Below are 25503 nucleotides of genomic sequence, written 5' to 3' on the forward strand. Positions count from 1 at the left end.
TTCTGCTCTTGTTATTCCCGGCAGGCCGGGATTTGTACCTCGCGGTCCCGCCTCTGTATCCGCTGCCGCGAGCGCAGGCGCGCGGCACCGGGCAGGCTGGAGGCAGACCGCTCCCGCGTTCCGCGATGCTGGAGGTGGCTTGGCCGAACCGACCGTCCGGGACGAGCCCGACCACGACTGCGTCCTGTGCCCCCCGCTGCGGTTCCGCTTCAACGGCATGGCCGGACTGCCCGGCGAGTCGGGCGTCATCGCCGGCGACCGCGACTTCTTCCTGATCCCGGACGTCGCGCCGCTCGCCGAGGGGCACCTCCTGCTGGTGACGCGTGAGCACCACCAGTGCGCGGGAGACTTCCCCGGGCCGATGTGGGAGCGCGCGCTGTGGTGGCGTGACCGTGTGGCCCGTCTCTACCGGGAGGCGTACGGAGCCGGAGGACTGCTGCTGTTCGAGCACGGGTCGGCGAGCGCTCAGGGCGGCGGCGCATGCATCGACCACGCGCACTGGCATTTCCTCCCTGGCGCGACCGGCGTACGGGTGGTCGTGGAGCGGGAGGGGCGCCCAGGCGTTCCGGCGGACCACGCGACCCTGCGGGCCTGCTACCGCGCCGGCCGCTCCTACCTGCTGATCGAGGAGGACGGCGCCGCGACCGTCCACCCGGGCGACGGTGTGCGGAGCCAGTTCCTGCGCTGGGCCGTGGAGGCGTCGAGCCCGAGCCGTACCTGGCGCTGGCAGGAGACCTTCGGGTCGCCCGCCAGCAGGCGGCGCTTCCTGTGCACGCTGCGGGCGATTCGGGCGGCGGCGGCCGCCCTGCCGGACACGGATCAGCCTCCCGACAGCCACCAGTAGAGCTCGCACGAGGTCAGCCGGTCCCCGTACCCCGCCCGCGGCGCACCGGGCGAGTAGCCGGTGGAGTACGCCTCCGGCGACCGTCCCCGCTGGTGGGCGAGCACCCGTTCCAGGGACGTCGGGCCGAACCGCAGCAGCCACAGGGGACCGCCGGGAACGGCGCGGTCGAGGACCGGCAGCAGATCCCGCGGTGCCCGGCCGCCGCGCGGCGGCGGATGCCCGAGCAGGCGCGCGAGGGTGTGCGCCTCGGAGACGACGAGGTCCGCCCGCTCCAGGACCGGCAGCACGCAGGACGCCGGAAGCCGCGCGTCGATGTCGTGGGGGACGACGTCGAACGCCACCCGCGTGCCCGCCGCGCGCGCCGTGCGCATCGCCTCGTGGAGAGCCTCCCGGGAGCCGGGGGCCAGCAGCGAGTACCCGTCGACGGCCAGCACGTCGGCGTCCTCGATCCCGGCCGCCGCCGCGCGCACGTCCGCCGCGGTGAGCCGCCGGGCGGGCGGCTCGTCCTGGACGACCAGAAGCCTGACGCCGGGCCCGCCGCCGTCCGCGCCGTCGCGCAGCATCACCGACACGCCGTTCGGGACGCCGGACTCGACGACCAGGCGGTCGGCCGCCCCCAGCCGGCACAGCTCGCGGCGGATCGTCTCCGTGTAGTCGTCGTCGCCGACCTTGGCCAGCACGCCGACCCGGCGGAAGTAGCCCACGGCGGAGCGGGCGAGGTTCACCGCCGTCCCCGCGGTCAGCACGCGGGCGGGTGCGTAGCAGAGCCGGTCGGCGTCGAGTTCGGCGAAGCGGACGCCCGGCAGGCTCGCGCGCACCTCGATCCCCGCGTCCCCGATGACGAAGAGCGCGAAGCGGCGCACGGCGGCGCCGTCGAGGCCCGGCCATTCGAGGGGCGATCGGAACGGCGCCATGTCCCGGGGTCAGCCGGCCGGAGGCAGGAAGGCCCGCATCACCGGGCGCAGGCTCGGGATGAGGTCGTACCCGCCTGCCTCGCGCAGCGGCACCCAGGCGCACCGGTCCAGGTGGTCGCTGACGTCCTGGTTCTCCAGGGTGGCGTCCAGGGTCACGGGCCGGCAGCGGCGCGCCGCCGCCACCACCCGGATCTGCCCGCCGGGATTGCCGCGATCGGGCATGAACCACTGCCACAGGTGGAACGGCGGACCCGGATCGATCTTCAGGCCGACCTCCTCCCAGACCTCGCGGCGGATGTGGTCGTCGAGATCGAGGTCGGCGTCCTCCTCCAGCCGCCCGCCGGGCACCTCCCAGCGGCCCGGGTGGAACGGGTCGGAGGCGGCCTTGCGGACCAGCAGCAGCCGCCCGCCGGACACGATGAACGCCTTCTGCGCGAACTGGAGCCGGACCGGCGGCACGGCGGTGAGAGGGCCGGCGGCGCCGGCGTCGACCGAGGGCATCGCGGGAGACCTCCCTGGTGCCGGCCCCACCGGGCCGTCTCGGCTCCACCGTAACAACCCGCGGTCTTCGCGCCGAGACGCCCGCCGGGCCAGAACACTCTCACCTCGGGGCGGGCGGCGCGGGCCCGGGAATGGCTCCGCGCCGCGGCCTGTTGTAAGGGACGGCGTACCTCATCCGGGCGCTCGCACGGCAAGGGGCCGGGCGAGCCGTCCTTCATGGCGCACGTGGTCCCACTGGGTGGTATTCTTAGTGGTCGACCGGCCCTGTGCGCGCGACCAGATGGTGGCGCGTGCCGGGCGCTCAAGCGGAGGCCACCTCCCACCTGACCGGCTGCAAGGCCGGTGGGTCTCGGTCCGGCGAACGGGCGTTCGGCCCGTCTCGTCGTTGTTCCCGGGCGGCATGGCCGTCACCGGGAGACCGAAGGTGGCCCCGTGCGTGAGTCGTGCGGGGCTTTTCTCGTGGAAGCCTCGGGGTACGACCGGTCCAACGAACTTGAGAACGGCCCCAAGGAGGTCCCATCAGCGCCGAACCGCGTATCAACGACCGCATTCGCGTGCCCGAGGTCCGGCTCGTCGGCCCGAACGGCGAACAGGTGGGCATCGTGCCCATCGCCAAGGCCCTCGAACTCGCGCGTGAGTCGGACCTCGACCTCGTCGAGGTGGCGCCCACCGCGCGTCCGCCCGTCGCGAAGCTCATGGACTACGGCAAGTTCAAGTACGAGTCCGCGATGAAGGCGCGTGAAGCGCGGAAGAACCAGGCGCACACGGTCATCAAGGAGATCAAGCTCCGCCCGAAGATCGACCCGCACGACTACGAGACCAAGAAGGGTCACGTGGTGCGGTTCCTGAAGGCCGGGGACAAGGTGAAGGTCACGATCATGTTCCGTGGTCGTGAGCAGTCCCGTCCCGAGCTCGGTTTCCGGCTGCTGCAGCGGCTCGCCGACGACGTCGAGGAGCTCGGCTTCGTCGAGTCGCGGCCCAAGCAGGACGGCCGGAACATGATCATGGTGCTCGGTCCGCACAAGAAGAAGACGGCCCGCGGGCAGGAGTCGGAGACGACCGTCTGACGGCCGTCCGGGGACCGGCCTCGCGGTGGCCCCCATCGCGACCTCGTGGCTGAGCGAGGTCGCGGCCTACGTACATTGAAGCCTGACCTGGCGCGTCCACGGATTGCCGTGCGGTGCGCCGATCAGGCGCGCCTCCATGCCGGTCGGCACGGGGGCCGGGAAAGAGGGAGACGACGGCGACCATGCCGAAGACCAAGACCCACAGCGGTGCCAAGAAGCGCTTCAAGCTGACCGGCACCGGCAAGGTGATGCGCCGCCGCGCCAACCGCAACCACCTGCTCGAGCACAAGCCGTCCAAGCGGACCCGGCGCCTCGACGGCCCCGCCGTGGTGGCCGACGCCGACGCCAAGAACATCAAGAAGCTGCTGCGCAAGTAGCACTCGACCAGGAACATCACCGACCGGCCGAGGCCAGCACGGCCCCGGCCCCCACGAAGGAGTTCAGCACGTGGCACGCGTGAAGCGGGCGGTCAACGCCGCCAAGAAGCGTCGGGTCGTCCTGGAGCGGTCGAGCGGCTACCGCGGGCAGCGTTCGCGCCTGTACCGCAAGGCCAAGGAGCAGCAGCTCCACTCGATGACCTACGCCTTCCGGGACCGCAAGGACCGCAAGGGCCAGTTCCGCCGGCTGTGGATCCAGCGGATCAACGCCGCGGCCCGCGCCAACGGCATCACCTACAACCGGTTCATCCAGGGCCTGAAGGCCGCCGAGGTCGAGGTCGACCGGCGCATGCTCGCCGAGCTCGCCGTCAACGACGCCCCGGCGTTCGCCGCCCTGGTCAAGGTCGCCCAGGACGCGCTCCCGGCCGAGGGTTCGGAGGCCGCCTGAGCCGGGTGACCGGCACACGGGCGATCACAGCGACATGGCGGGCCGCGAGCTGACCTCTCTCCGATCACCACGGGTGAAGGCCGCTCGGCGGCTCGCCAAACGCGCGTTCCGGCGCCGTGAGAACCGGTTCCTCGCCGAGGGGCCGCAGGCGGTGCGGGAGGCGCTGCGGATCCCCGGCGGGCTCGCCGAGCTGTTCACCACGGCCGAGGCGGAGGCCCGCCATCCCGAGCTGGTGCTCGCCGCCGAGCGCGCCGGCGCGCCGGTGCTGCGCGTGAGCGGCGAGATCATGGCGGAGCTCGCCCAGACCGTCACCCCGCAGGGGCTGCTGGCGGTCTGCGGGTTCGTCGACGTCCCGCTGGACAAGGCGCTGGAAAACGGTCCTCGGCTGGTGACCGTGCTCGCGCACGTCCGCGACCCCGGCAACGCGGGGACCGTCCTGCGCACCGCCGACGCCGCCGGCTCGGAGACGGTCGTGTTCACCGACGCGTCCGTCGACCCCTACAACGGCAAGTGCGTCCGCGCCTCCGCGGGCAGCCTGTTCCACCTGCCGGTCGTCGTCGGTCCCCGCTTCGACGCGCTGATCCCGGAGTTGAAGGGCGCGGGCCTGACCGTCCTCGCCGCCGACGGCGCGGGCGACCGCACCCTCGACGAGGCGATCGACGAGGGGGTGCTCGCGCGCCCCACCGCCTGGGTGTTCGGGAACGAGGCGTGGGGGCTGCCCGAAGAGATCCTGCGCCACGTGGACGAAGTCGTCCGCGTGCCCATCTACGGGCGGGCCGAGAGCCTGAACCTGGCGACGGCCGCTGCCGTATGCCTCTATGCGTCCGCCCGCGCGCAGCGCGGCTCCCAGGAAGAGCGCCCGAGCCGCACGTGAAGCACGGTGCGGTCGCGGTGTTTCACTGCATTCCGTGATCGAATGGCCGCATGCGGTCGCCATAGGCCCCTCCTCGTGACGGGTGAGCTGGGAAGATGGTCTCCGCGTGGACGTGGGGCAGGGGGGCCTGCCGCCGCGTACGGCTCGTCCGCGGGCAGGAGCGAGAACCGCGACCGGTGGGGGATCAGCCGTCGCGATACCGCGCCTAACGTGTTGATCAGTGGGTTGACCAGGGCGGCGACGAGGCCGCACAGAGTGGGGGCGAGCGTCATGACCGAGGAGACCAGGCGGACGGGAAGGCCGGGCCGGCGTCCCCCGGAGGTGCGGTGCCGGGCCGGCGCGGTCCGGGCCGTCCCGGATGCCGCCCCGGGCGCCTCCGGCGCGCACGCCGACGACGGGCTGCGCATCGAGACCGCCAGGGTCGCGGCCGGTACGGCCGTCGTCGCGGTGACCGGGGAGATCGACCTGCGCACCGCCGGGCCGCTGCGCGACCGGCTCGTCGAGATGCACGGGCGGATGCCGGGGGCGGGGCCGCGCCGTCTGGTGGCCGACTTCGCCGCCGTCCCGTTCTGCGACGCGGCCGGGCTCGGCGCGCTGGTCGCCGCGCACAACCAGATCTCCGCCGCCGGCGGCGAGATCGCCCTCGCCGGGGTGCGGCCCGCCCAGCTGCGGCTGCTGAAGATCACGGGCCTGCACCGGCTGTTCGCGATCCATCGCGATGTCGAGGCCGCGCTGTCCGGCCAGGACTCGCCCACGAGGTCCGGATGAGGGCGCGAACCCCTGATGAGGCCGTCCGCGGGAGGAGGCGACACCGGGCACGGGGGCTACACATGCCTTGCCGCGAGGCGGTTTCCGGGTCCCGTTAGGGGCCCGACTCCGGCTAGAGTCTCTTTCCGACAGGCCGCGTTCCATCGGTGTTCTGGAGGCCGCTGTGGGCGGAGAGGAATCCCCTCTCGTGGCCGCGCGCGGACCCGAGGCGGGGTCCGGGCCGGGCCCCGAGGGGAGCGGCCCGGACGACCTGCCCGACGGGCTGATGGTCGCCGGCCGGGATGCCCGCGTCATCGTGTTCAACGCCGCCGCCGCGCGGATCACCGGGATTCCCGCCGGGTCGGCGGTGGGCCGCGACTTCCGCGACGTCCTGCCCCTGCACGACGCCGAGGGCCGCGACTGGTGGAAGTGCCTGGCCCCCTACGACGGCCTGGCCACCCGCACCCGCCATCCCGAGCGCGTGCTGTTCCTGCCCGGCGGCACCGAGGTGCTCGTGACCGCGGCGTACCGCCGCGACGCCGAACGCCGCGTGGAACGGTTCACCGTGTGCCTGCGCGACGCCCTGCACCGCGCCCGTCAGGAGCGTGATCGCGCCGACCTCGTCTCCACCGTCGCCCACGAGCTGCGCTCCCCGCTCACCAGCGTCAAGGGGTTCACCGCGACGCTGCTGGCCAAATGGCACCGCTTCAACGACGACCAGAAGCGGGTGATGCTGGAGACCGTCAACGCCGACGCCGACCGCGTCACCCGGCTGATCACCGAGCTCCTGGACGTATCCCGCATCGAGTCGGGCCGGCTGGAGATGCGCCGCCAGGTCGTCGACCTTCCCGAGGAGGTCCGCAAGGTCATCGCGGGACGGGTCGCGGCGGGCGAGCCGGAGGACCGCTTCCGCTTCGAGACGCGCGGCGAGCTGCCCGAGATGTGGCTCGATCCCGACAAGATGGATCAAATCCTCGGCAACCTCGTCGAAAACGCGGTGCGTCACGGCGCGGGCACTGTCACCATTGTGGTGGAGCCGGATGCGCATAAGGAGGGGGCGGCCGTGTCGGTGCGCGACGAGGGCGAGGGCATTCCGCCCGAGGCCGTCCAGCGCGTGTTCCGGCAGTTCTGGCGCGGCCCCGGCGGCAGCCGCCGCGGCGGCACCGGGCTCGGGCTCTACATCGTCAAGGGGCTGGTCGAGGCGCACGGCGGTGTGATCACCGTGCGGCGGGCGCCCGGCGGCGGCGCCGAGTTCCGATTTACGGTGCCCGCAGGGGCCCCCGACTACGCCGGCTGACCCGCGGTCCACGCCGCGGCACGGCATCGGGTCCCCGGCGGGCCAGCGCGTCACGCGCACGCTTTCCGGAAGTTCTCCGCCCGCGCACTAGACTGCGGGCGTCCCACGCCGACCGGAGTCGATCACACCACCATGTCTGCACCGAACAAGTCCTATGACCCCGTCGAGGTGTCCGCGCTGCAGCCCGAGGAGCTGGAGCGGGCCCGCGCCGAGGCGCTCGCGGCGATCGCCGCGGCCGCCGACCTCGACGCCCTGAAGCAGGTCCGGCTGGCGCACGCCGGCGACCGTTCCCCGCTGGCCCTCGCCAACCGCGAGATCGGCGCGCTGCCGCCCGCCGCCCGCGCCGAGGCCGGCAAGCGCATCGGCGCCGCCCGGGGGGCGGTGGCGAAGGCGCTCAAGGAGCGCCAGGCCGAACTGGAGGAGGAGCGCGACCGCCGCGTCCTCGTCGAGGAGACCGTCGACGTCACCCTCCCGTGGGACCGCGCGCCGCGCGGCGCGCGGCACCCGCTGACCACGATGCAGGAGCGGATGGCCGACGTCTTCGTCTCGATGGGCTTCGAGGTCTCCGAAGGCCCCGAGGTCGAGGCGGAGTGGTTCAACTTCGACGCCCTCAACTTCCTGCCCGACCACCCGGCCCGCACCATGCAGGACACCTTCTTCGTCGAGTCGGAGGACTCCGGGCTGGTGATGCGCACCCACACCTCGCCGATGCAGATCAGGTCGCTGCTGTCGCGGCCGCTGCCGGTGTACGTGGTGGCGCCCGGCCGCACCTTCCGCACCGACGAGCTGGACGCCACGCACAGCCCGGTGTTCCACCAGCTGGAGGGCCTCGCCGTCGACGAGGGCCTGACGATGGCCGACCTGCGCGGCGGCATCGACGCGTTCGTCACCGGGATGTTCGGCGAAGGGCTGAGGACGCGGTTCAGGCCGTCGTTCTTCCCGTTCACCGAGCCGTCCGCCGAGGTGGACATGCAGTGCTTCGTGTGCCGGGGGGCGTCCGCGGAGCCGGGCGGCGACCCGTGCCGCACCTGCGGCTCGGAGGGCTGGATCGAGCTCGGCGGCTGCGGCATGGTCAACCCGCGGGTGCTGGTGGCCTGCGGGGTCGACCCGGACCGCTACAGCGGCTGGGCGTTCGGGCTGGGCGTCGAGCGGACGCTGATGTTCCGGCACGGCGTGGAGGACATGTACGACATGGTGGAGGGCGACGTCCGGTTCACCCTCCCGTTCGGGATGGAGATCTGATGCGGGCCCCGCTTTCCTGGCTGCGCGAGCACGCCGAGCTCCCGGCCGACGTCACGGGCCGCGCGCTGGCAGCCGAGCTGATCGCGGCGGGCCTGGAGGTCGAGACGGTCGAGCGGGCCGGCGCCGACATCGCCGGCCCGCTCGTGGTCGGCGAGGTCCTGGCGATCGAGGAGCTGACCGGCTTCAAGAAGCCGATCCGCCACTGCCGGGTGGACGTCGGCGACGCCAACGGCACAGGGGAGCCGCAGAGCATCGTCTGCGGCGCCACCAACTTCGCGGTCGGCGACCGCGTCGTGGTCGTCCTTCCGGGCGGCGTGCTGCCCGGCGGGTTCGAGATCGGCGCCCGCAAGACCTACGGCCGGCTGTCGGAGGGCATGATCTGCTCGGTGACCGAGCTCGGGATCGGCGACGACCACAGCGGCATCCTCGTCCTGCCGCCGGACACCCCCGTCGGCGCGGACGCGATCGAGCTGCTCGGGTTGCGCGACGACGTCCTCGACATCGCCGTGACGCCCGACCGCGGCTACGCCCTGTCCATCCGGGGCATCGCCCGCGAGGCCGCCATCGCCTACGGGGTGCCGTTCAGGGACCCGGCGGAGGTCGAGCTGCCTTCCGGTGAGGGGCGGGCGCCGGAGGGCGGCGGGGAGAGCTATCCGGCCAGTATCGGCGATCCGTCCGTGTGCGACCGGTTCGTCCTGCGCGAGGTGAGCGGCTTCGACCCGGACGCGCGGACCCCGATGTGGATGCAGGTGCGCCTGCACCGCGCGGGGATGCGGCCGGTGTCGCTGGCGGTCGACATCACCAACTACCTGATGCTGGAGCTCGGGCAGCCGCTGCACGCGTTCGACCGCGGCAAGCTGACCGGCCCGATCGTCGTGCGGCGCGCCGAGCCCGGCGAGCAGCTGGAGACGCTCGACCACGTCAAGCGGACCCTCGACCCCGAGGACATCCTCATCACCGACGCGTCGGGGCCGATCTCGATGGCCGGCACGATGGGCGGGCTCGCCACCGAGATCGACGACCGGTCGAGCGACATGGTCGTCGAGGCCGCGCACTTCGACGCCATGGGCACCGCCCGGATGAGCCGCCGGCACCGGCTGCACAGCGAGGCGTCCCACCGGTTCGAGCGCGGCGTCGACCGCGAGCTGCCGCTGTACGCCTCGTACCGGGCGGTGCGGATGCTCGCCGAGCTGGGCGGCGCGAAGATCGTGCCCGGCGTCACGCACGCCGAGGCGCCGGTCGAGCGGGCCGCGGTGACGATGCCCGCCGGACATCCGGACCGGGTGGCGGGCGTGGCCTACGGCCGGGACGTGGTCGTCCGGCGCCTGGAGCAAGTCGGGTGCACGGTGGCCGGCGACGACGTGCTGACGGTGACGCCGCCGTCCTGGCGTCCCGACCTCACGGCGCCGAACGACCTCGCGGAGGAGGTCATCCGGCTGGAGGGCTACGAGGACATCCCGGCCCGGGCGCCGCGCCCGGCGGCGGGCAAGGGCCTGACCGCCGAGCAGCGGCTGCGCCGCCGGGTGGGCCGCGCGCTCGCCGGCGCCGGATACGTGGAGGCGCTCGCCTTCCCGTTCGTCGCCGAGAAGGACCTGGACGGCCTCCAGCTCCCGGCCGGCGACGCGCGGCGGCGGACGCTGCGTCTCGCGAACCCGATGTCGGAGGAGGAGCCGCTGCTGCGCACCACGCTGCTGCCGGGCCTGCTCAAGGTGCTGGCGCTCAACGTGGGACGCGGCTTCGGCGACGTCGCGCTGTTCGAGGTCGGCGTGGTGTTCCGGCCGCGCCCGGACGCCCCGGAGCGGGCGCCGCGGCTCGCCGTGGACCGCGGCCCGACGGCCGAGGAGGTCGCCGGGCTGGAGGCCGCCCTGCCGGACCAGCCGTACCGGGTCGCGGTGGTGCTGTCCGGCGACCGCGAGCCGTCGGGCTGGTGGGGCGAGGGCCGTCCCGCCCTGTGGGCGGACGCGGTCGAGGCGGCCCGCACGGTGGCCCGCGAGGTGGGCGTCGAACTGGCGGTGAAGGCCGACCAGCACGAGCCCTGGCATCCGGGCCGCTGCGCCGCGCTGTACGCGGGCGACACCCTCGTCGGGCACGCGGGGGAGCTGCACCCGCGGGTCACGAAGGCGTACGGGCTGCCCGCGCGGTCGTGCGCGATGGAGCTGGAGCTGCGCCGTCTGGGCGAGCCGGTGACCGTCCGCGCGCCGCACGTGTCGTCGTACCCGGTCGCGATGCAGGACGTCGCGCTGGTCGTGGACTCCGGGGTGCCCGCCGCGGAGGTCGAGTCGGCCCTGCGCGACGGTGCGGGCGGGCTCCTGGAGGCGATCCGGCTGTTCGACGTCTACACGGGCGAGCAGGTGGGCGAGGGCCGCAAGTCGCTGGCGTACTCGCTGCGGTTCCGCGCCCCGGACCGGACGCTCACGGCCGAGGAGGCGTCGCAGGCCCGCGACTCCGCCGTGGCCGCCGCGTCCGAGCGGACCGGAGCCGTGCTGCGCGGCGCCTGACGGAACGCAGGCGTGCCCCGGATCCCGCGCAGGGTCCGGGGCACGCCTGCGTCTCGGCCCCGTGGCGGTTCTTAACGCTACTTGTGTTGCGATAGGTCGTCGGGTAGGCTCGGCCGCGTCACATTGCCGCCCGGCTGGGGAGTCCATTGAGGATCTGAGGTCCGACACCGCGCAGTGGCCGCTCTCGGCCCGCGCACGTGACCTCAGTGCGGACTCTTACCCGCCGGGCTTTCTCATGCCCGCCGGCGCGTCGCGCGATCCGCGGTGTCTCCATGCGTTCCGCATCTTTCTCACTCACCATGGAGGCCGCCCAATGTCATTCGCCATCGTGTGCTCGGACCTGTCGTTCGCGTGGGAGGACGGCACCGTCGTGCTGGACGGGCTGGACGTCGCGTTCGGCACCCGAAGGACGGGCCTGATCGGCGTCAACGGCTCCGGCAAGTCCACCCTGCTGAAGATCATCGCTGGCGAGCTGCGAGCCGGCTCGGGCACCGTGAGCGTCGACGGGGAGATCGGCTACCTGCCGCAGAACCTCGTCCTGGACGACGCCGCCACGGTCTCGGACCTGCTCGGCGTCACCGCGACCCGCGCGGCCCTGCACGCCATCGAGCGCGGCGAGGCCACCGAGGAGAACTTCGCCGTCGTCGGGGACGACTGGGACGTCGAGGAGCGTGCCCGCGCGGAGCTCGACCGGCTCGGCCTAGGCCATCTCGACCTGGACCGCACGGTCCCCACGCTGTCGGGCGGCGAGGCCGTGATGGTCGGGCTGGCGGCGCGGTTCCTGGCCCGTCCCGAGGTCCTGCTGCTGGACGAGCCGACCAACAACCTGGACCTGGACGCGCGCCACCGCCTGTACGAGGCGGTCGCGTCCTGGACGGGCGTGCTCGTCGTCGTCAGCCACGACCGGGAGTTGCTCGACCGCGTCGACGAGATCGCCGACCTGCGCGACGGCGCCGTCCGGTCCTTCGGCGGCAACCTGTCGGCCTACGAGGACCTGCTCGCCGTCGAACGGGAGGCCGCGGAGCGGACGGTCAGGGCCGCCGAGACCGACCTGCGCCGCCAGAAGCGCGAACTGGAGGAGGCCCACGTCAAACTGGCCCGCCGCAAGCGGTACGGCAACAAGATGCAGGAGAACAAGCGCGAGCCGAAGATCGTGATGGGCGAACGCAAGCGGCAGGCCCAGGTCTCGGCCGGCAAGCACCGCATCATGCACGAGGAGCGGCTCGCCGACGCCCGCACGCGGCTCACCGAGGCGGAGGGGGCCGTCCGCGAGGACGCCGAGATCCGCGTCGAGCTGCCCGCCACCCGCGTCCCGGCCGGGCGGACGGTGCTGACCGTGACGGGCCTCGCCGCCCCCGAGCCGGAACCGGGCACGCTGGAGGAGCTGATCGTCCGGGGGCCGGAGCGGATCGCGCTGGTCGGGCCCAACGGCTCGGGCAAGACCACGTTCCTGCGGACGCTCATGGGCGACCGCGTCCCCGAGGGCGCGGCCGTGAAGCTCGGGGTGGAAGGAGTCCGGTACCTGCCGCAGCGCCTCGACGTCCTGGACGGGGAGCTCAGCGTCGCCGAGAACGTCCGCGCGCAGGCGCCGTCGGCGCCGCCGGCGCGGATCCGGGCGGGGCTGGCGCGGTTCCTGTTCCGCGGCGCGCGGGCCGACCAGCCGGCCGCGACCCTGTCGGGCGGCGAGCGGTTCCGCGCCGTGCTGGCGTCGCTGCTGCTCGCCGAGCCCGCCCCGCAGCTGCTCCTGCTGGACGAGCCGACGAACAACCTCGACATGGCCAGCGCCGCCCAGCTCGGGCAGGCGCTCGCCGCCTACGAGGGCGCTCTGATCGTGGTCAGCCACGACGTGCCGTTCCTGCGCACCCTCGGCATCACCCGCTGGCTGCGCATGGACCGGTCGTGCGGCCTCACCGAGGTCGAGCCGGTGTAGCGCGTGCGGCGGCCCCCGCGCGGACCGTTCCGCGCGGGGGCCGCCCCGTTTCCGGTCAGGTCAGCACGCGCTTGGTGAAGGTGCGGGTCGCCGCCCACGTCAGCAGGACCGTCCCACCGACGATGGCGAGCATGAACGCCCACACCGGCATGTGCGGGATCTCCGGCGTGAGGGCGCTGCGCAGCCCCTCGCTCACGTACACCAGCGGGTTGAACAGGCTGACGATCTGCAGCCAGCGGATGTTCTCCAGCGCCGACCAGGGGTAGTAGACGCACCCGAGCATCGTCATGGGCAGCAGCACGATCGCGAACAGCATCTGGACCTTCTGCGGGTTCATCAGGGTCCCCAGCAGCAGCCCGCCGGACGCCGACATCAGCGCCCCGACCACCATCACCCCGATCAGCACCGGCCAGTTGTCCACGTGCACCTCGGGCGACTGGCCGTCGGCGTGGATGAACAGCACCGCGGGGAACACCAGCAGTCCGCCGATCAGGCCCTGCGCGGCCGCCGCGATGATCTTCTGGACGGCCAGCAGCGGCACGGGAATCGGCGCCAGCGCCCGGTCGGTGATCGACTTCTGCCAGTTCAGCTCCATCATCAGCGGGAAGATCACCGCCATCATCGCCTGCATGATGATCGACGAGCCGACGAGCCCGGGCAGCAGGATGGTGGAGAACGTCGGCCCGCCCGGCCCGCCCGCCATCGCGCCGCCGCCGAGCTTCGGCAGCACGTAGGCGAACACGAACACGAACATGATCGGCTGCACCAGCACCCGGGTGAACGTCGACAGGAAGTTCTTGCGCATGACCAGCGCCTCGCGCGCCATCATCGCGGCGAACGTGCGGGGCACCGTGGCCCGCGCCGGCGGCGGTGCCAGAACGGTGATGCTCATTGCTTTCCTCCATCGCGGCCACGAATCGTGGCAGGAGTGATACTTTCGGTGATGCCTGGTAGGTGAGAACCAAACTGACCGGGTCTACCGCCGGGCTGGCGGGATGTGAGGTCTGTGGAGCTGGCGTAAGACCGATGGGCAGCACTCTGCCCCTCGCCGTTCATTCGGTTCGGCAGCCGTCTGGGAAGCAGAAATCTCGACTCGCAAGGGTTGAAGCCCGTTGCTTCGGCAGGGGCGACGTCAATCGCGGTAGTCCCTTCCGGTGAGGGCGAGGAAAACGGTCTCCAAACTGGGACGCAGTTGGCTGGCGTCGGTGACTCCGACGCCAGCCACGGACCCGATTTCCACGAGCTCGCCGAGGATGCCGTCAGGCTCGGCGGCGAACACGCGCACCTGGCCGTCGGTGACCTCGACCTTGCTGATGCCCTCCCGGTCGCCGAGGGCCTTGATCCCCTCCGGGGCGGGGGAGTCGTAGGTCACGGTGATGACCGTGTCCGCGCCGGCGCTGGACTTCAGCTGGTCCACCGTGCCGCTGGCGAGGACCCTGCCGTGGTCGACGACCGCGACGCGGTCGCAGAGCGCCTCGGCCTCCTCCATATAGTGGGTGGTGAGCAGGATCGTCTGCCCGCCCGCCTGGAGCCCCCGCAGCACCTCCCACAGGTTGGTGCGGGTCTGCGGGTCGAGCCCGGCGGTCGGCTCGTCCAGGAACAGCACCTCGGGGCCGTGCATGAGGGCGCGGCAGATCATCACGCGCTTGGCCTGCCCGCCGGAGATCTCGAACGGGTTGCCGCGGCGCTGCTCGGTCAGCCCGAACAGCTCCAGCAGCTCGGTGGCGCGCTTGCGGGCGTCCCGCGCGCCGAGCCCGAAGTACCGGCCGCGGAACTCCAGGTTCTCGGCGACGGTGAGGTCGCTGTCGAGGGTGTTGTTCTGCGAGACGACGCCGATGCGGCGCTTGATCTCGACGGCGTCCTTGACCACGTCCAGGCCGGACACGCGGGCGGTGCCGCCGGTCGGGACGACGAGCGTGGTGAGCATGCCGATGGTGGTCGACTTGCCCGCGCCGTTCGGGCCGAGCAGGCCGAAGAACTCGCCGCGCGGGACGTCCAGGTCGATGCCCTGGACGGCGGGCACCGCGGGACGCGGGCCGGACGCGGGATAGGTCTTCTTCAGGTCGACCGTGCGAACGGCGGTCTCGGGGGGCTGGGTCACGCGCCGTCTCCCTTCGCTTCCTCGTCGGAGGAGTGGTTCTCGAATTTGTGGATCAGCTTGAGCAGGAACCGGCGGACGGCCGCCTCGTCCTCCTCGTCGACGACGTCGTAGAGGCGGGCGAGGTCGCGGCCGATGGGGCCGGACTTCTCGGCCAGGAACCGCCGTCCGGAGTCGGTGATGAGCAGCATCACGCCGCGCCGGTCCCGGTAGGAGCGCTCGCGCCGCACGTGCCCGTTGCGTTCCAGCGTGTCGACGACCGAGGTGACCGTGGCGGGGGTCACCAGCAGGCGCTTGGCCACCTCGCCGGGACGCAGGCCGTCCTCGGCGATGAGCAGGCGGAGCAGGAAGAAGCCCGCCGGGCTGATGCCGTGCCGCTCGATGATGCGCCAGACGATCGGGCCCGACATGCGGGACGCGGCGCCGAAGAGCCGCCCGATCGGCCACTCCTCGACGGGCCCGAGCGTCTTCAGGTCGCCGAGACCGTGGTTCTCCATACAGGCGATGTTAGGGCACTGATGTTTAGGGAGCAAATCTTTAGGCACCTAAGTACTTCTCGCTGTGGCACTTGTCTCAGCGGTGTGAAAGACGTAACCCGTCGTTGAATAGGCATCCAGCCTCATGCATACTCTTGCTTGACGTTAGGGAAGGGCAGAGTGGACATGGGAATCCGGACGGCGGTCGCCGGCGCCAGCGGCTACGCGGGCGGCGAGGTGCTGCGCATCCTGGCGGGACATCCAGAGTTCGAGATCGGCGCGCTGACGGCGGGCTCCAACGCGGGCACCGCGCTCGGCGCGCACCAGCCCCACCTGCGATCCCTGGCCGGACGCGTCCTGGAGGAGACCACCCCCGGCACGCTCTCCGGCCACGACGTGGTGTTCCTGGCGCTGCCGCACGGCCGGTCCGGGCCGCTCGCCGAGCAGCTGGGCGAGGACGTCCTGGTCATCGACTGCGGCGCCGACCACCGGCTCGCCGACCCGGGCGACTGGGAGCGGTTCTACGGCACCCCCCACGCGGGGACCTGGCCCTACGGGCTGCCCGAACTGCCCGGCCAACGCGACGCGCTGCGCTCCACGAGGCGCGTCGCCGTTCCCGGCTGCTACCCCACGGCGGTCTCGCTCGCGATGTTCCCGGCACTCGCCGCGGGCCTCGCCGAACCCGACGTCGTCGTGGTCGCGGCGTCGGGGACCTCCGGCGCCGGCCGGGCCCTCAAACCGCACCTGCTGGGCAGCGAGGTGATGGGCTCGGTGTCCGCCTACGCCGCCGGGGGCACGCATAGGCATACGCCCGAGATGATCCAGAACCTCAGCGCGGCGGCGGGGGAGCGGGTCTCGGTCTCCTTCACCCCGACGCTCGTTCCGATGAGCCGCGGCATCCTCGCCACCTGCACGGCGAAGGCGCGACCCGGCGTCACCGCCGCCTCGCTGCGCGCCGCCTACGAGCAGGCGTACGCGGGCGAGCCGTTCCTCGGGCTGCTGCCGGAGGGGCAGTGGCCCGCCACGTCCATGACCCTCGGCGCGAACACCGTCCTCGTCCAGGTCGCGCTGGACGAGGCGGCGGGCCGCGTCGTCGTGGTCGCCGCCGTCGACAACCTCACCAAGGGCACCGCGGGCGGCGCGGTGCAGAGCGCCAACCTCGCCCTCGGCCTCCCGGAAGAACTCGGGCTGACCACGATCGGAGTGTCCCCTTGAGCGTCACCGCCCCCCGCGGTTTCCGCGCCGCCGGCGTCGTCGCCGGGCTGAAGGACAGCGGCAGCCGCGACCTGGCCCTCGTCGTCAACGACGGGCCGTCCCGCGCGGCCGCCGGCGTCTTCACCCGCAACCGCGTGCGGGCCGCGCCCGTCCTGTGGTCCGAGCAGGTCCTCAAGGGCGCCCGCGTCCGCGCCGTCGTGCTGAACGCGGGCGGCGCGAACGCCTGCACCGGCGCCCCCGGCTTCCAGGACACCCATGCCACCGCCGAGAAGGCCGCCGAGGTCCTGGACGACTCGGCGGGCGAGATCGCCGTCTGCTCCACCGGACTGATCGGCGAGCGGCTGCCGATGGACCTGCTGCTGACCGGCCTCGACAAGGCCGCCGCGGAGCTGTCGCGCGGGGACGGCGGGCTCGCCGCCGCCGACGCGATCCGCACCACCGACACCGTCGCCAAGATCTCCTTCCGGCAGGGCGCCGGCGGCTACATGATCGGCGCGATGGCCAAGGGCGCGGGCATGCTCGCCCCGTCCCTGGCCACCATGCTCTGCGTCATCACCACCGACGCCGACCTGCCCGCCGAAGCGCTCGACCGGGCCCTGCGCGCGGCCACCGGCGTCACTCTCGACCGGCTCGACGCCGACGGGTGCATGTCCACCAACGACACCGTGCTGCTGCTCGCCTCGGGCGCCGCCGAGGTCGTCCCGGACGAGGAGGAGTTCACCGCGCTGCTCACCGAGGTGTGCGGCGACCTCACGCGGCAGCTGCTCGTCGACGCCGAGGGCGCGTCCAAGGCCATCGCGATCGAGGTCGTCGGCGCCGCCTCCGAGGACGACGCGGTCACGGTCGGCCGGTCCGTCGCCCGCAACAACCTGCTCAAGTGCGCCATCCACGGCGAGGACCCCAACTGGGGCCGGGTGCTGTCGGCCGTCGGCACCACCGACGCGGTGTTCGAGCCCGACCACCTCAACGTCGCCATCAACGGCGTGTGGGTGTGCCGGAACGGCTCGTTCGGCGACGACCGCGACAAGGTCGACCTGCGACCCCGCGACGTGACGATCACCGTCGACCTGTCCGCCGGCCCGCACAGCGCCACCGTCTGGACGACCGACCTCACGGCCGACTACGTCCACGAGAACTCGGCGTACTCGACATGAGCGCCGTCACCCCGGGCGCGCAGATGCGCAAGAACCGGCTGGGCGTCATGGGCAAGGCCGAGACCCTGATCAAGGCGCTGCCGTGGCTGGAGCGCTTCCACGGCACGACCGTCGTGATCAAGTACGGCGGGCACGCGATGACCGACGAGCGGCTGCGGCACTCCTTCGCCGAGGACGTGGTCTTCCTGCGCTACGCCGGACTCAAGCCGGTGGTCGTGCACGGCGGCGGCCCGCAGATCAACGCGGCGCTGGCCCGCAACGGCATCGACTCGACGTTCACCGCCGGGCTGCGGGTCACCACCCCGGAGGCCATGGAGGTCGTCCGGATGGTGCTGACCGGGCAGGTCCAGCGCGACGTCGTCGGTCTGATCAACCGGCACGGCCCGTTCGCGCTCGGCATGTCCGGCGAGGACGCGAACCTGTTCACCGCCGAGCGCAAGCACGCGGTCGTGGACGGCGCGCCCGTCGACATCGGCCAGGTCGGCGAGATCGTCGAGGTGCAGGTCGGGGCCGTGCGGGCGCTGCTGGACGACGGCCGCATCCCGGTCATCTCCAGCGTCGCGCGCGGCGACGACGGCGAGGTCTACAACGTCAACGCCGACACGGCCGCCGCCGCGCTGGCCGTCGCGCTGGACGCGGCGAAGCTCGTCGTCCTCACCGACGTCGAGGGCCTGTACGCGGACTGGCCGGACAGCGACGACGTCATCGATCGGCTCACCGCCGACGAGCTGGCCGTCCTGCTGCCGGACCTGTCGGCGGGGATGGTGCCCAAGATGGAGGCCTGCCTGGCGGCCGTGCGCGGCGGTGTCCCGCAGGCCCACGTCCTGGACGGCCGGGTCCTCCACTCGCTGCTGCTGGAGATCTTCACCGACGAAGGGATCGGAACGATGGTGCTGCCCAGTCTCCCGGGGGCCGTCGGGGCCGAGGAGGCCTCGTGAGCGATCTGAGGGAGAGGTTCGAGGCGGCGTTCATGCCGAACTACGGCGTCCCGCCCGTGGTGCTCGCGCGCGGCGAGGGCTGCCGGGTGTGGGACACCGGCGGCCGCGAGTACCTCGACCTCATCGCGGGGATCGCGGTCAGCTCGCTCGGCCACGCCCACCCCGCGCTCGTCGAGGCGGTGTCGTCCCAGGCGGCGACCCTCGCCCACACGTCCAACCTGTTCCTGAACGAGCCGGAGGTGCTGCTCGCCGAGCGGCTGCGGGAGCTCCTGGGCGGCGACGGGAAGGTCTTCCTCGCCAACAGCGGCACCGAGGCCAACGAGTGCGCGCTCAAGCTCGCCCTCAAGTACGGGAAGGCGAACGGGCGCCCGTACCTCGTCGCGGCCGAGAACGGCTTCCACGGCCGGACGCTCGGCGCCCTGAGCCTGACGGGCAAGGCCGCGATCCGGGAGCCGTTCGGGCCGTTCGCGATCGACGTCCGGTTCGTCCCGTACGGGGACGCGGATGCGCTCAAGGCCGCGGTGGACGAGGACTGCGCGGCGGTGTTCCTGGAGCCCACGCAGGGCGAGGGCGGGGTCGTCCCGCCGCCGGACGGGTACTTCGCCGCCGTCCGCCAGATCTGCGACGCGGCGGGCGCGCTGTTCGTCGCCGACGAGATCCAGTCCGCGATCGGCCGCACCGGCGCCTGGTTCGCGTTCGAGCACGAGAACGCCAGGCCCGACGTCCTCACCCTCGCCAAGGGACTCGGCGGCGGCCTGCCGATCGGGGCGTGCGTCGCGTTCGGCCCGCACGGCGACCTGTTCGCCAAGGGCGACCACGGCAGCACGTTCGGCGGCAACCCGGTGGCCGCGGCGGCGGCCCTCGCCGTCCTCACCACCATCGAGAAGGACGGCCTGCTCGCCAGCGCCGCCGCCGTGGGGGAGGCCCTCGCCGCCGGGCTCGACGCGGTCGACCACCCGCTGTTCGCGGGCGTGCGGGGCCGCGGGCTGTGGCGGGCGGCCGTGCTGACCGGGCCGTACGCGGCCGCCGTGGAGGCCGCCGCGCGCGCCGCCGGCTTCCTCGTCAACGCGGTCCAGCCGGACGCGGTGCGCATCGCCCCGCCGCTGATCCTCACCGCCGAGCAGGCGGGCTCGTTCGCCGAGGCGTTCCCCGATATCCTCGACGCCGCCTCCCCCGAGCAGGAGAACTCACCGTGACCAGGCACTTTCTGCGGGACGACGATCTCAGCCCCGGCGAGCAGGCCGAGGTCCTCGACCTCGCCGCGCAGGTGAAGAAGGACCGCTTCGGCCGCCGGCCGCTGGAGGGCCCCCGTTCGGTGGCCGTGCTGTTCGACAAGCCGTCCACCCGGACCCGGCTGTCGTTCGCCACCGGCATCGCCGAGCTCGGCGGCAACCCCCTGGTGATGGACGCGGGCACGAGCCAGCTCGGCCGCGGCGAGACCATCGCCGACACCGCCCGCGTCCTCGAACGCCAGGTCAGCGCCATCGTGTGGCGGACGGCCGGGCAGGAGCGCATCGAGGAGATGGCCGCCGGCACCACCGTGCCGGTCGTCAACGCGCTCACCGACGTGTTCCACCCCTGCCAGGTCCTCGCCGACCTGCAGACCGTCCAGGAGGAGAAGGGCGGCCTCGCCGGCGTCACCCTCGCCTACCTCGGCGATGGCGCCAACAACATGGCGCACTCCTACCTCCTCGGCTGCGCCACCGCCGGGATGCACGTCCGGGTCGGCGCCCCGGCGTCCCAGCCGCCCGATCCCGCGATCGTGGACCGCGCCAAGGCGATCGCGGCCGCGACCGGCGGGTCCGTGACGGTGACCGCGGACGCCGCCGGAGCCGCCGCGGGAGCCGACGTCCTCGCCACCGACACATGGGTGTCGATGGGCCAGGGCGGCAAGGACACCGCGTTGTACGAGCCGTACTCGGTGACCGAGGACCTGCTCGCCCTCGCCGATCCCGAGGCGATCGTCCTGCACTGCCTGCCCGCCTACCGCGGCAAGGAGATCCACGCCTCCGTCCTCGACGGACCGCGCAGCCGGGTGTGGGACGAGGCCGAGAACCGGCTGCACGCCCAGAAGGCGCTGCTCGTGTGGCTCCTGGAGCGCGCCCGGTGACCACCCCCATGACCAAGGCCGCGCGGCACGCCCGGGTGATCGACCTGCTGACCCGGCACCCCGTCCACTCGCAGAGCGAGCTCGCCAAGCTCCTCGGCGACGAGGGCGTCGAGGTCACCCAGGCCACGCTCTCCCGCGACCTGGTCGAGATCGGCGCGGTGAAGCTGCGCGCCGACGACGACAGCCTGATCTACGCCGTGCCCGGCGAGGGCGGCGAGCGGATCCGCCGCGCCCGCACCGGCGCCGCCGAGACCTTCACCGGGCGGCTCTCCCGGCTCTCCGCCGAACTGCTCGTCTCGGCCGAGGCGTCGGCGAACCTGGTCATGGTGCGGACCCCGCCGGGCGCCGCCCAGTACCTGGCCTCGGCGATCGACCACGCCGAATGGCCGTCCATTCTCGGCACCGTCGCCGGCGACGACTCGATCCTCGTCATCGCCCGCGACCCGCACGGCGGGGAGGACGTCGCCCAGGCGCTGCTGCGGCTGACCGGCACGCGCGAGCGACGAACCCAGGGGCCGCCGGGCGGCCCCGACTCCGGCCCGTCCTGACCGCGGGACGCGGCGGATTCGCCGTACGCTGTTGCGGACGCCGGCACCGCGGCGTCCCATGCGGGTGCTTCCGTGCCGTACCCGGCAGGCGGCCGCGTGGTGAGATGGCAGTTGACCGAACGACCAGTGGTGGGAAGTAGAGGATTCTCCGTGACCAAGGCACCGACGCGGCTGTGGGGCGGCCGGTTCGAAGGCGGCCCGTCGGACGCGCTCGCGAGGCTCTCGGTGAGCGTCCAGTTCGACTGGCGGCTCGCCCCCTACGACCTGATGGGATCGCGCGCGCACGCCCGCGTCCTCAATCGGGCGGGCCTGCTCACCGACGACGAGCTGGAGCGCATGATCGGTGCCCTGGACGACCTTGAGGAGGCGTGCCGCAGCGGCGAGTTCCGCCCCACGGTCGCCGACGAGGACGTCCACACCGCCCTGGAGCGCGGTCTGCTGGAGCGCCTCGGCGCCCTCGGCGGCAAGCTGCGCGCCGGCCGCAGCCGCAACGACCAGGTCGCCACCGACCTGCGCCTGTACCTGCGCGACCACGTCCGCCAGATCGTGTCGCGGCTGGTCGAGCTGGAGACCGCGCTGATCGCGCAGGCCGAGCACAACCTCGGCGTCGCCGCGCCCGGCATGACGCACCTCCAGCACGCCCAGCCCGTGCTGTTCTCCCACCAGCTCCTCGCGCACGTCCAGCCGCTCACCCGCGACATCGACCGGCTGCGCGACTGGGACCGGCGCGCCGCCGTCTCCCCGCTCGGCTCCGGCGCCCTCGCCGGCTCGTCCCTGCCGCTGGACCCGCAGGCCACCGCCGCCGAGCTCGGCTTCGACGCCGCCGCGCCCAACTCGATGGACGCCGTCGCCGACCGCGACTTCGTCGCCGAGTTCCTCTTCGCCGCCGCCCTGATCGGCGTGCACCTGTCCCGCCTCGGCGAGGAGGTCTGCCTCTGGGCCTCGCAGGAGTTCCGCTGGATCGAGATGGACGACACCTACACCACCGGGTCGTCGATCATGCCGCAGAAGAAGAACCCCGACGTCGCCGAGCTGGCGCGCGGCAAGGCCGGCCGCCTCATCGGCCACCTCGTCGGCCTGCTCACCACCCTCAAGGGCCTCCCGCTCACCTACAACCGCGACCTCCAGGAGGACAAGGAGGGCGCGTTCGACGCCGTCGAGACGCTGCTGCTCGTGCTGCCCGCCATGTCCGGGCTCATCGCGACCATGCGGGTCAACACCGAGCGGCTCGAGGCCCTCGCCCCCGACGGCTTCGCCCTCGCCACCGACCTCGCCGAGCTGCTCGTCCGCCGCGGTGTGGCGTTCCGCGACGCCCATGAGGTCGTCGGGCACCTCGTCGTCTGGTGCCAGGTCAACGACAAGGACTTCGACGACCTCACCGACGAGGAGCTCGGCAAGGTGTCGCCGCACCTGACGTCGGACGTGCGCGAGGTGCTGAACGTCAAGGGCGCCCTCGCGTCCCGCAAGGCCTACGGGGGCACCGCGCCCGACCGCGTCAGCGAGCAGATCGAGGCGCTGCGCACGCTCGTCAACGGCCACGCCGCGTGGGCCGCCGGCTCGGACTCCTGACCCGGCGGGCCGGGGGCGGCCGCCGCGGTGCGGACCGCCCCCTAGGCTGGTCGGGCGGCGAAGCTGTCCCCTAGACCACGGTGAGGCGATGGACGGAGCGGTGCTGTCCCGGGAGTTCTTCGACGGCCCGGTGGAGGAGGTCGCGCCCGCGCTGCTCGGGCACGTGATCAGCCACCGCACCCCGGAGGGGGAGGTGGCGGCCCGGCTCACCGAGGTGGAGGCCTACGCGGGCCCGCTGGACCCGGCCTCGCACGCCTACCGGGGACCGACCCCGCGCAACGAGGTCATGTTCGGGCCGCCCGGGCACGTCTACGTCTACTTCACCTACGGCATGCACTTCTGCATGAACCTCGTGTGCGGGCCGGACGGGACGTCCATGGCGGTGCTGCTCCGCGCCGGCGAGATCATCGCTGGGGAGGACGTCGCCAGGGCGCGCCGCCCCCGCTCGACCGTCCGCGACCTGGCCCGCGGTCCGGCCCGGCTCTGCCAGGCCCTCGGCGTCGCCCGCGAGCAGAACGGCCTGGACGTGTGCGCGCCGGGGGGTGCGATGACGGTCCTCAGGGGTGAGCCCGCCGACCCCGCGTTGATCCGCAACGGTCCCCGGACGGGCGTCAACGGCGCCAAGGAGATCCCGTGGCGGTTCTGGATCGAGGGAGACCCGACCGTCTCCCCCTACCGCCCGCACGTCCCGAGGCAGCGCAGGAAGATCACCACCGAGGGATGACCCGCCGTGATCATGTGGTCGGCCGGTGGGCGCCACGCTGCGGCGGACGTTGAATATCGTTGGCGTGACAGTCGCCCTCTGGGACAGCCTGGTGGGCACACGAAAAGAAAGCCGGAGACGAGGGAGACCGTGACCGACATCCTGGACGATCTCGCGTGGCGCGGCCTGATCGCGCAGTCCACCGACCTGGACGAACTGCGGGCCCTGCTCGCCGCGGGACCGGTCACCCTCTATTGCGGCTTCGACCCGACGGCACCCTCGCTGCACCTCGGCAACCTCATCCAGATCCTCACGCTGCGCCGCTTCCAGAAGGCCGGGCACCGGCCGATCGGCCTGGTCGGCGGCGCCACGGGCCTGATCGGCGACCCGAGCGGCAAGAGCGCCGAACGCGTGCTGAACTCCGAGGAGACCGTCGCCGGCTGGGTCGAACGGGTCCGCGGCCAGGTGTCGGCGTTCCTCGACTTCGACGGAGGCCCGACCGCCGCGACGATGGTCAGCAACCTCGACTGGACCGGCCCCATGTCGGCCATCGAGTTCCTGCGCGACATCGGCAAGCACTTCCCGGTCAACCGGATGCTCGCCCGTGAGACCGTCAGGGCCCGGCTCGAATCCACCGGGATGAGCTACACCGAGTTCAGCTACGTCCTGCTCCAGTCCATGGACTTCCTTGAGCTGTACCGACGCCACGGGTGCCTGCTGCAGACCGGCGGCAGCGACCAGTGGGGCAACCTCACCGCGGGCGTGGACCTGATCCGCCGGGTGGAGGGGGGAAGCGCGCACGCGCTGACCACGCCCCTGCTGACCAAGGCGGACGGGTCCAAGTTCGGCAAGACCGCGGGCGGCGAGACCTACTGGCTCGACCCCGAACTGACGTCGCCGTACGCGTTCTACCAGTTCTGGATCAACGCCGACGATCGGGACGTGGAGAAGTTCCTGAAGTTCTTCAGCTTCCGTTCCCGCGAGGAGATCGAGGACCTGGCCAAGCAGGGCGCCGACCGTCCGGCCGCGCGAGCACCGCAGCGGGCGCTCGCCGAGGAGATGACCGCGCTCGTGCACGGCGCGGACGAGACCGCCCGGGTCATCGCGGCCTCCCGCGCCCTGTTCGGTCAGGGATCCCTGGAGGAACTGGACGAACGGACACTGCGCGCCGCCCTCTCCGAGGTCCCCCGCACGGAAGTACCCGCGGGGGAGCTGCCGCCGGTGGTGGACCTCCTGGCGGCGTCCGGCCTCTGCAAGAGCAAGTCTGAGGCTCGCCGTGCCATCGCCCAGGGCGGCGCCTACCTCAACAACGCCAAGGTCGAGTCGGAGGAGGCGGTACCGGCGCCCGCCGACCTGCTCCACGGCCGCTTCCTCGTCCTGCGGCGCGGCAAGCGCAACGTGGGCGGCGTCGAGGTGACCGCCTCCTGAAGCACCACCCGACCGCCCGTCCGGATCCGTTCCCGGACGGGCGGTCGTCATATCGAGGGAAAACTTCGGTAGATATACGTCACAGTGCGGTTACGGCGGCCCGTGACCGGGCATGGTTCAGAGACTGAAAACAGTGATGACCTGCGGATTCATACCCCGCCAGTGCTGATTTGACGGTCCTGGCGGTGGGACCTAATGTTCTACACGCCCCACGGGGGAGCGGGACGCCGACAGGCGGCCGGCCCCGAGGGGAAAACCTCTACAGACCCGAACGGGTGCGCTACGTCGCGCCTAAAAGGGACTAACGAGGCCGAACCGCCCGAAGTTGGTTAAACCAGGACGGATCGGGTACGATCGAAGGGTTGCCCCGGAGCCGGGGACCGCGGGAGCGGGGTCCGGCGCGGTGGGTGTCCGTTTCTTGAGAACTCAACAGCGTGTTAAAAGCCAGTGCCTTTATCGGCTCGGTCATTTGTTTGGCCGGGTCGCCCCGTGCCATCTCTTCGGGGGTGGTGGGGATTTCTTTGA

Annotated in this window: 24 protein-coding genes; 19 read left to right on the forward strand and 5 right to left on the reverse strand. The window is 72.6% G+C overall.

Going from position 1 to position 25503, the window contains the following annotated elements; genetic code table 11:
• The first annotated feature begins 139 nt into the window (after positions 1–139).
• Positions 140–844: an HIT family protein gene (locus tag BJ999_RS18860; protein WP_179834508.1), complete on the forward strand. Its 705-nt coding sequence runs from the start codon at positions 140–142 to the stop codon at positions 842–844.
• Here the strand turns inward: BJ999_RS18860 and BJ999_RS18865 are convergent.
• Entirely contained in the window at positions 820–1758 is a 939-nt protein-coding gene (locus BJ999_RS18865) for a carbohydrate kinase family protein (protein WP_179834509.1), read from the reverse strand. The two genes, BJ999_RS18860 and BJ999_RS18865, sit on opposite strands and share 25 nt — an antisense overlap.
• A gap of 9 nt (positions 1759–1767) precedes the next feature.
• Positions 1768–2259, reverse strand: coding sequence for an NUDIX domain-containing protein (locus tag BJ999_RS18870; RefSeq protein WP_179834510.1), 492 nt, complete (start codon positions 2257–2259; stop codon positions 1768–1770).
• Between the two features lie 536 nt (positions 2260–2795).
• Here BJ999_RS18870 and infC point away from each other — a divergent pair.
• From infC to BJ999_RS18915, 9 genes are all read left to right on the forward strand, one after another.
• Positions 2796–3326: a translation initiation factor IF-3 gene (infC, locus tag BJ999_RS18875; protein WP_258943360.1), complete on the forward strand. Its 531-nt coding sequence runs from the start codon at positions 2796–2798 to the stop codon at positions 3324–3326.
• Positions 3327–3508: 182 nt separating this feature from the next.
• The gene (gene rpmI, locus BJ999_RS18880) at positions 3509–3703 is read left to right on the forward strand and encodes a 50S ribosomal protein L35 (RefSeq protein ID WP_067894345.1); all 195 of its coding nucleotides are present in this window, start codon (positions 3509–3511) and stop codon (positions 3701–3703) included.
• Between the two features lie 70 nt (positions 3704–3773).
• Entirely contained in the window at positions 3774–4151 is a 378-nt protein-coding gene (rplT, locus tag BJ999_RS18885; RefSeq protein ID WP_179834511.1) for a 50S ribosomal protein L20, read from the forward strand.
• A 34-nt stretch (positions 4152–4185) separates the two neighbouring features.
• A complete protein-coding gene (locus BJ999_RS18890) occupies positions 4186–5025 on the forward strand; it encodes a TrmH family RNA methyltransferase (RefSeq protein ID WP_179834512.1) in 840 nt (279 codons plus the stop codon).
• A gap of 270 nt (positions 5026–5295) precedes the next feature.
• Positions 5296–5793 (forward strand): STAS domain-containing protein, encoded by a 498-nt coding sequence (locus BJ999_RS18895; RefSeq protein WP_179834513.1) that lies wholly within the window; start codon positions 5296–5298, stop codon positions 5791–5793.
• Positions 5794–5980: 187 nt separating this feature from the next.
• Complete coding sequence (locus BJ999_RS18900; RefSeq protein WP_268247881.1) at positions 5981–7069, forward strand: sensor histidine kinase; 1089 nt, start codon at positions 5981–5983, stop codon at positions 7067–7069.
• A 132-nt stretch (positions 7070–7201) separates the two neighbouring features.
• Positions 7202–8311: a phenylalanine--tRNA ligase subunit alpha gene (pheS, locus tag BJ999_RS18905; RefSeq protein WP_179834515.1), complete on the forward strand. Its 1110-nt coding sequence runs from the start codon at positions 7202–7204 to the stop codon at positions 8309–8311.
• On the forward strand, positions 8311–10809 hold the full coding sequence (gene pheT / locus BJ999_RS18910; protein WP_179834516.1) for a phenylalanine--tRNA ligase subunit beta: 2499 nt from the start codon (positions 8311–8313) through the stop codon (positions 10807–10809). The genes pheS and pheT overlap by 1 nt, the downstream gene beginning before the upstream one ends.
• A 313-nt stretch (positions 10810–11122) precedes the next feature.
• A complete protein-coding gene (locus BJ999_RS18915) occupies positions 11123–12739 on the forward strand; it encodes an ABC-F family ATP-binding cassette domain-containing protein (RefSeq protein ID WP_179834517.1) in 1617 nt (538 codons plus the stop codon).
• A 55-nt stretch (positions 12740–12794) separates the two neighbouring features.
• On the opposite strand, the gene BJ999_RS18920 is transcribed toward BJ999_RS18915, so the two are convergent.
• The 3 genes from BJ999_RS18920 to BJ999_RS18930 all read right to left on the reverse strand — a co-directional run bounded on the left by BJ999_RS18920 (position 12795) and on the right by BJ999_RS18930 (position 15334).
• A complete protein-coding gene (locus tag BJ999_RS18920; protein ID WP_179834518.1) occupies positions 12795–13631 on the reverse strand; it encodes an ABC transporter permease in 837 nt (278 codons plus the stop codon).
• Positions 13632–13871: 240 nt separating this feature from the next.
• Entirely contained in the window at positions 13872–14840 is a 969-nt protein-coding gene (locus tag BJ999_RS18925; RefSeq protein ID WP_179834519.1) for an ABC transporter ATP-binding protein, read from the reverse strand.
• Positions 14837–15334, reverse strand: coding sequence for a MarR family winged helix-turn-helix transcriptional regulator (locus tag BJ999_RS18930; RefSeq protein ID WP_179834520.1), 498 nt, complete (start codon positions 15332–15334; stop codon positions 14837–14839). Before BJ999_RS18930 ends, BJ999_RS18925 begins: the two co-directional genes overlap by 4 nt.
• A gap of 165 nt (positions 15335–15499) precedes the next feature.
• Here BJ999_RS18930 and argC point away from each other — a divergent pair, with 165 nt between their 5' ends.
• The 9 genes from argC to tyrS all read left to right on the forward strand — a co-directional run bounded on the left by argC (position 15500) and on the right by tyrS (position 24978).
• Complete coding sequence (gene argC / locus BJ999_RS18935; RefSeq protein WP_179838651.1) at positions 15500–16528, forward strand: N-acetyl-gamma-glutamyl-phosphate reductase; 1029 nt, start codon at positions 15500–15502, stop codon at positions 16526–16528.
• A complete protein-coding gene (gene argJ, locus BJ999_RS18940) occupies positions 16525–17682 on the forward strand; it encodes a bifunctional glutamate N-acetyltransferase/amino-acid acetyltransferase ArgJ (RefSeq protein WP_179834521.1) in 1158 nt (385 codons plus the stop codon). The genes argC and argJ overlap by 4 nt, the downstream gene beginning before the upstream one ends.
• A gap of 23 nt (positions 17683–17705) precedes the next feature.
• Positions 17706–18620 carry an acetylglutamate kinase gene (gene argB, locus BJ999_RS18945; protein ID WP_229810770.1) on the forward strand — a complete coding sequence of 305 codons (915 nt, stop codon included), beginning with the start codon at positions 17706–17708 and terminating at the stop codon, positions 18618–18620.
• Entirely contained in the window at positions 18617–19816 is a 1200-nt protein-coding gene (locus BJ999_RS18950) for an acetylornithine transaminase (protein ID WP_179834523.1), read from the forward strand. Before argB ends, BJ999_RS18950 begins: the two co-directional genes overlap by 4 nt.
• Positions 19813–20730: an ornithine carbamoyltransferase gene (gene argF, locus BJ999_RS18955; RefSeq protein WP_179834524.1), complete on the forward strand. Its 918-nt coding sequence runs from the start codon at positions 19813–19815 to the stop codon at positions 20728–20730. The genes BJ999_RS18950 and argF overlap by 4 nt, the downstream gene beginning before the upstream one ends.
• An 8-nt stretch (positions 20731–20738) precedes the next feature.
• Positions 20739–21278, forward strand: coding sequence for an arginine repressor (locus BJ999_RS18960; RefSeq protein WP_179838652.1), 540 nt, complete (start codon positions 20739–20741; stop codon positions 21276–21278).
• 150 nt (positions 21279–21428) lie between these two features.
• Complete coding sequence (gene argH / locus BJ999_RS18965; protein ID WP_179834525.1) at positions 21429–22847, forward strand: argininosuccinate lyase; 1419 nt, start codon at positions 21429–21431, stop codon at positions 22845–22847.
• 88 nt (positions 22848–22935) lie between these two features.
• Entirely contained in the window at positions 22936–23571 is a 636-nt protein-coding gene (locus BJ999_RS18970; protein ID WP_179834526.1) for a DNA-3-methyladenine glycosylase, read from the forward strand.
• A gap of 129 nt (positions 23572–23700) precedes the next feature.
• Entirely contained in the window at positions 23701–24978 is a 1278-nt protein-coding gene (tyrS, locus tag BJ999_RS18975; protein ID WP_229810768.1) for a tyrosine--tRNA ligase, read from the forward strand.
• Positions 24979–25503: the final 525 nt, after the last annotated feature.

It is taken from the genome of Actinomadura citrea (assembly GCF_013409045.1).
Classification (GTDB): domain Bacteria; phylum Actinomycetota; class Actinomycetes; order Streptosporangiales; family Streptosporangiaceae; genus Spirillospora; species Spirillospora citrea.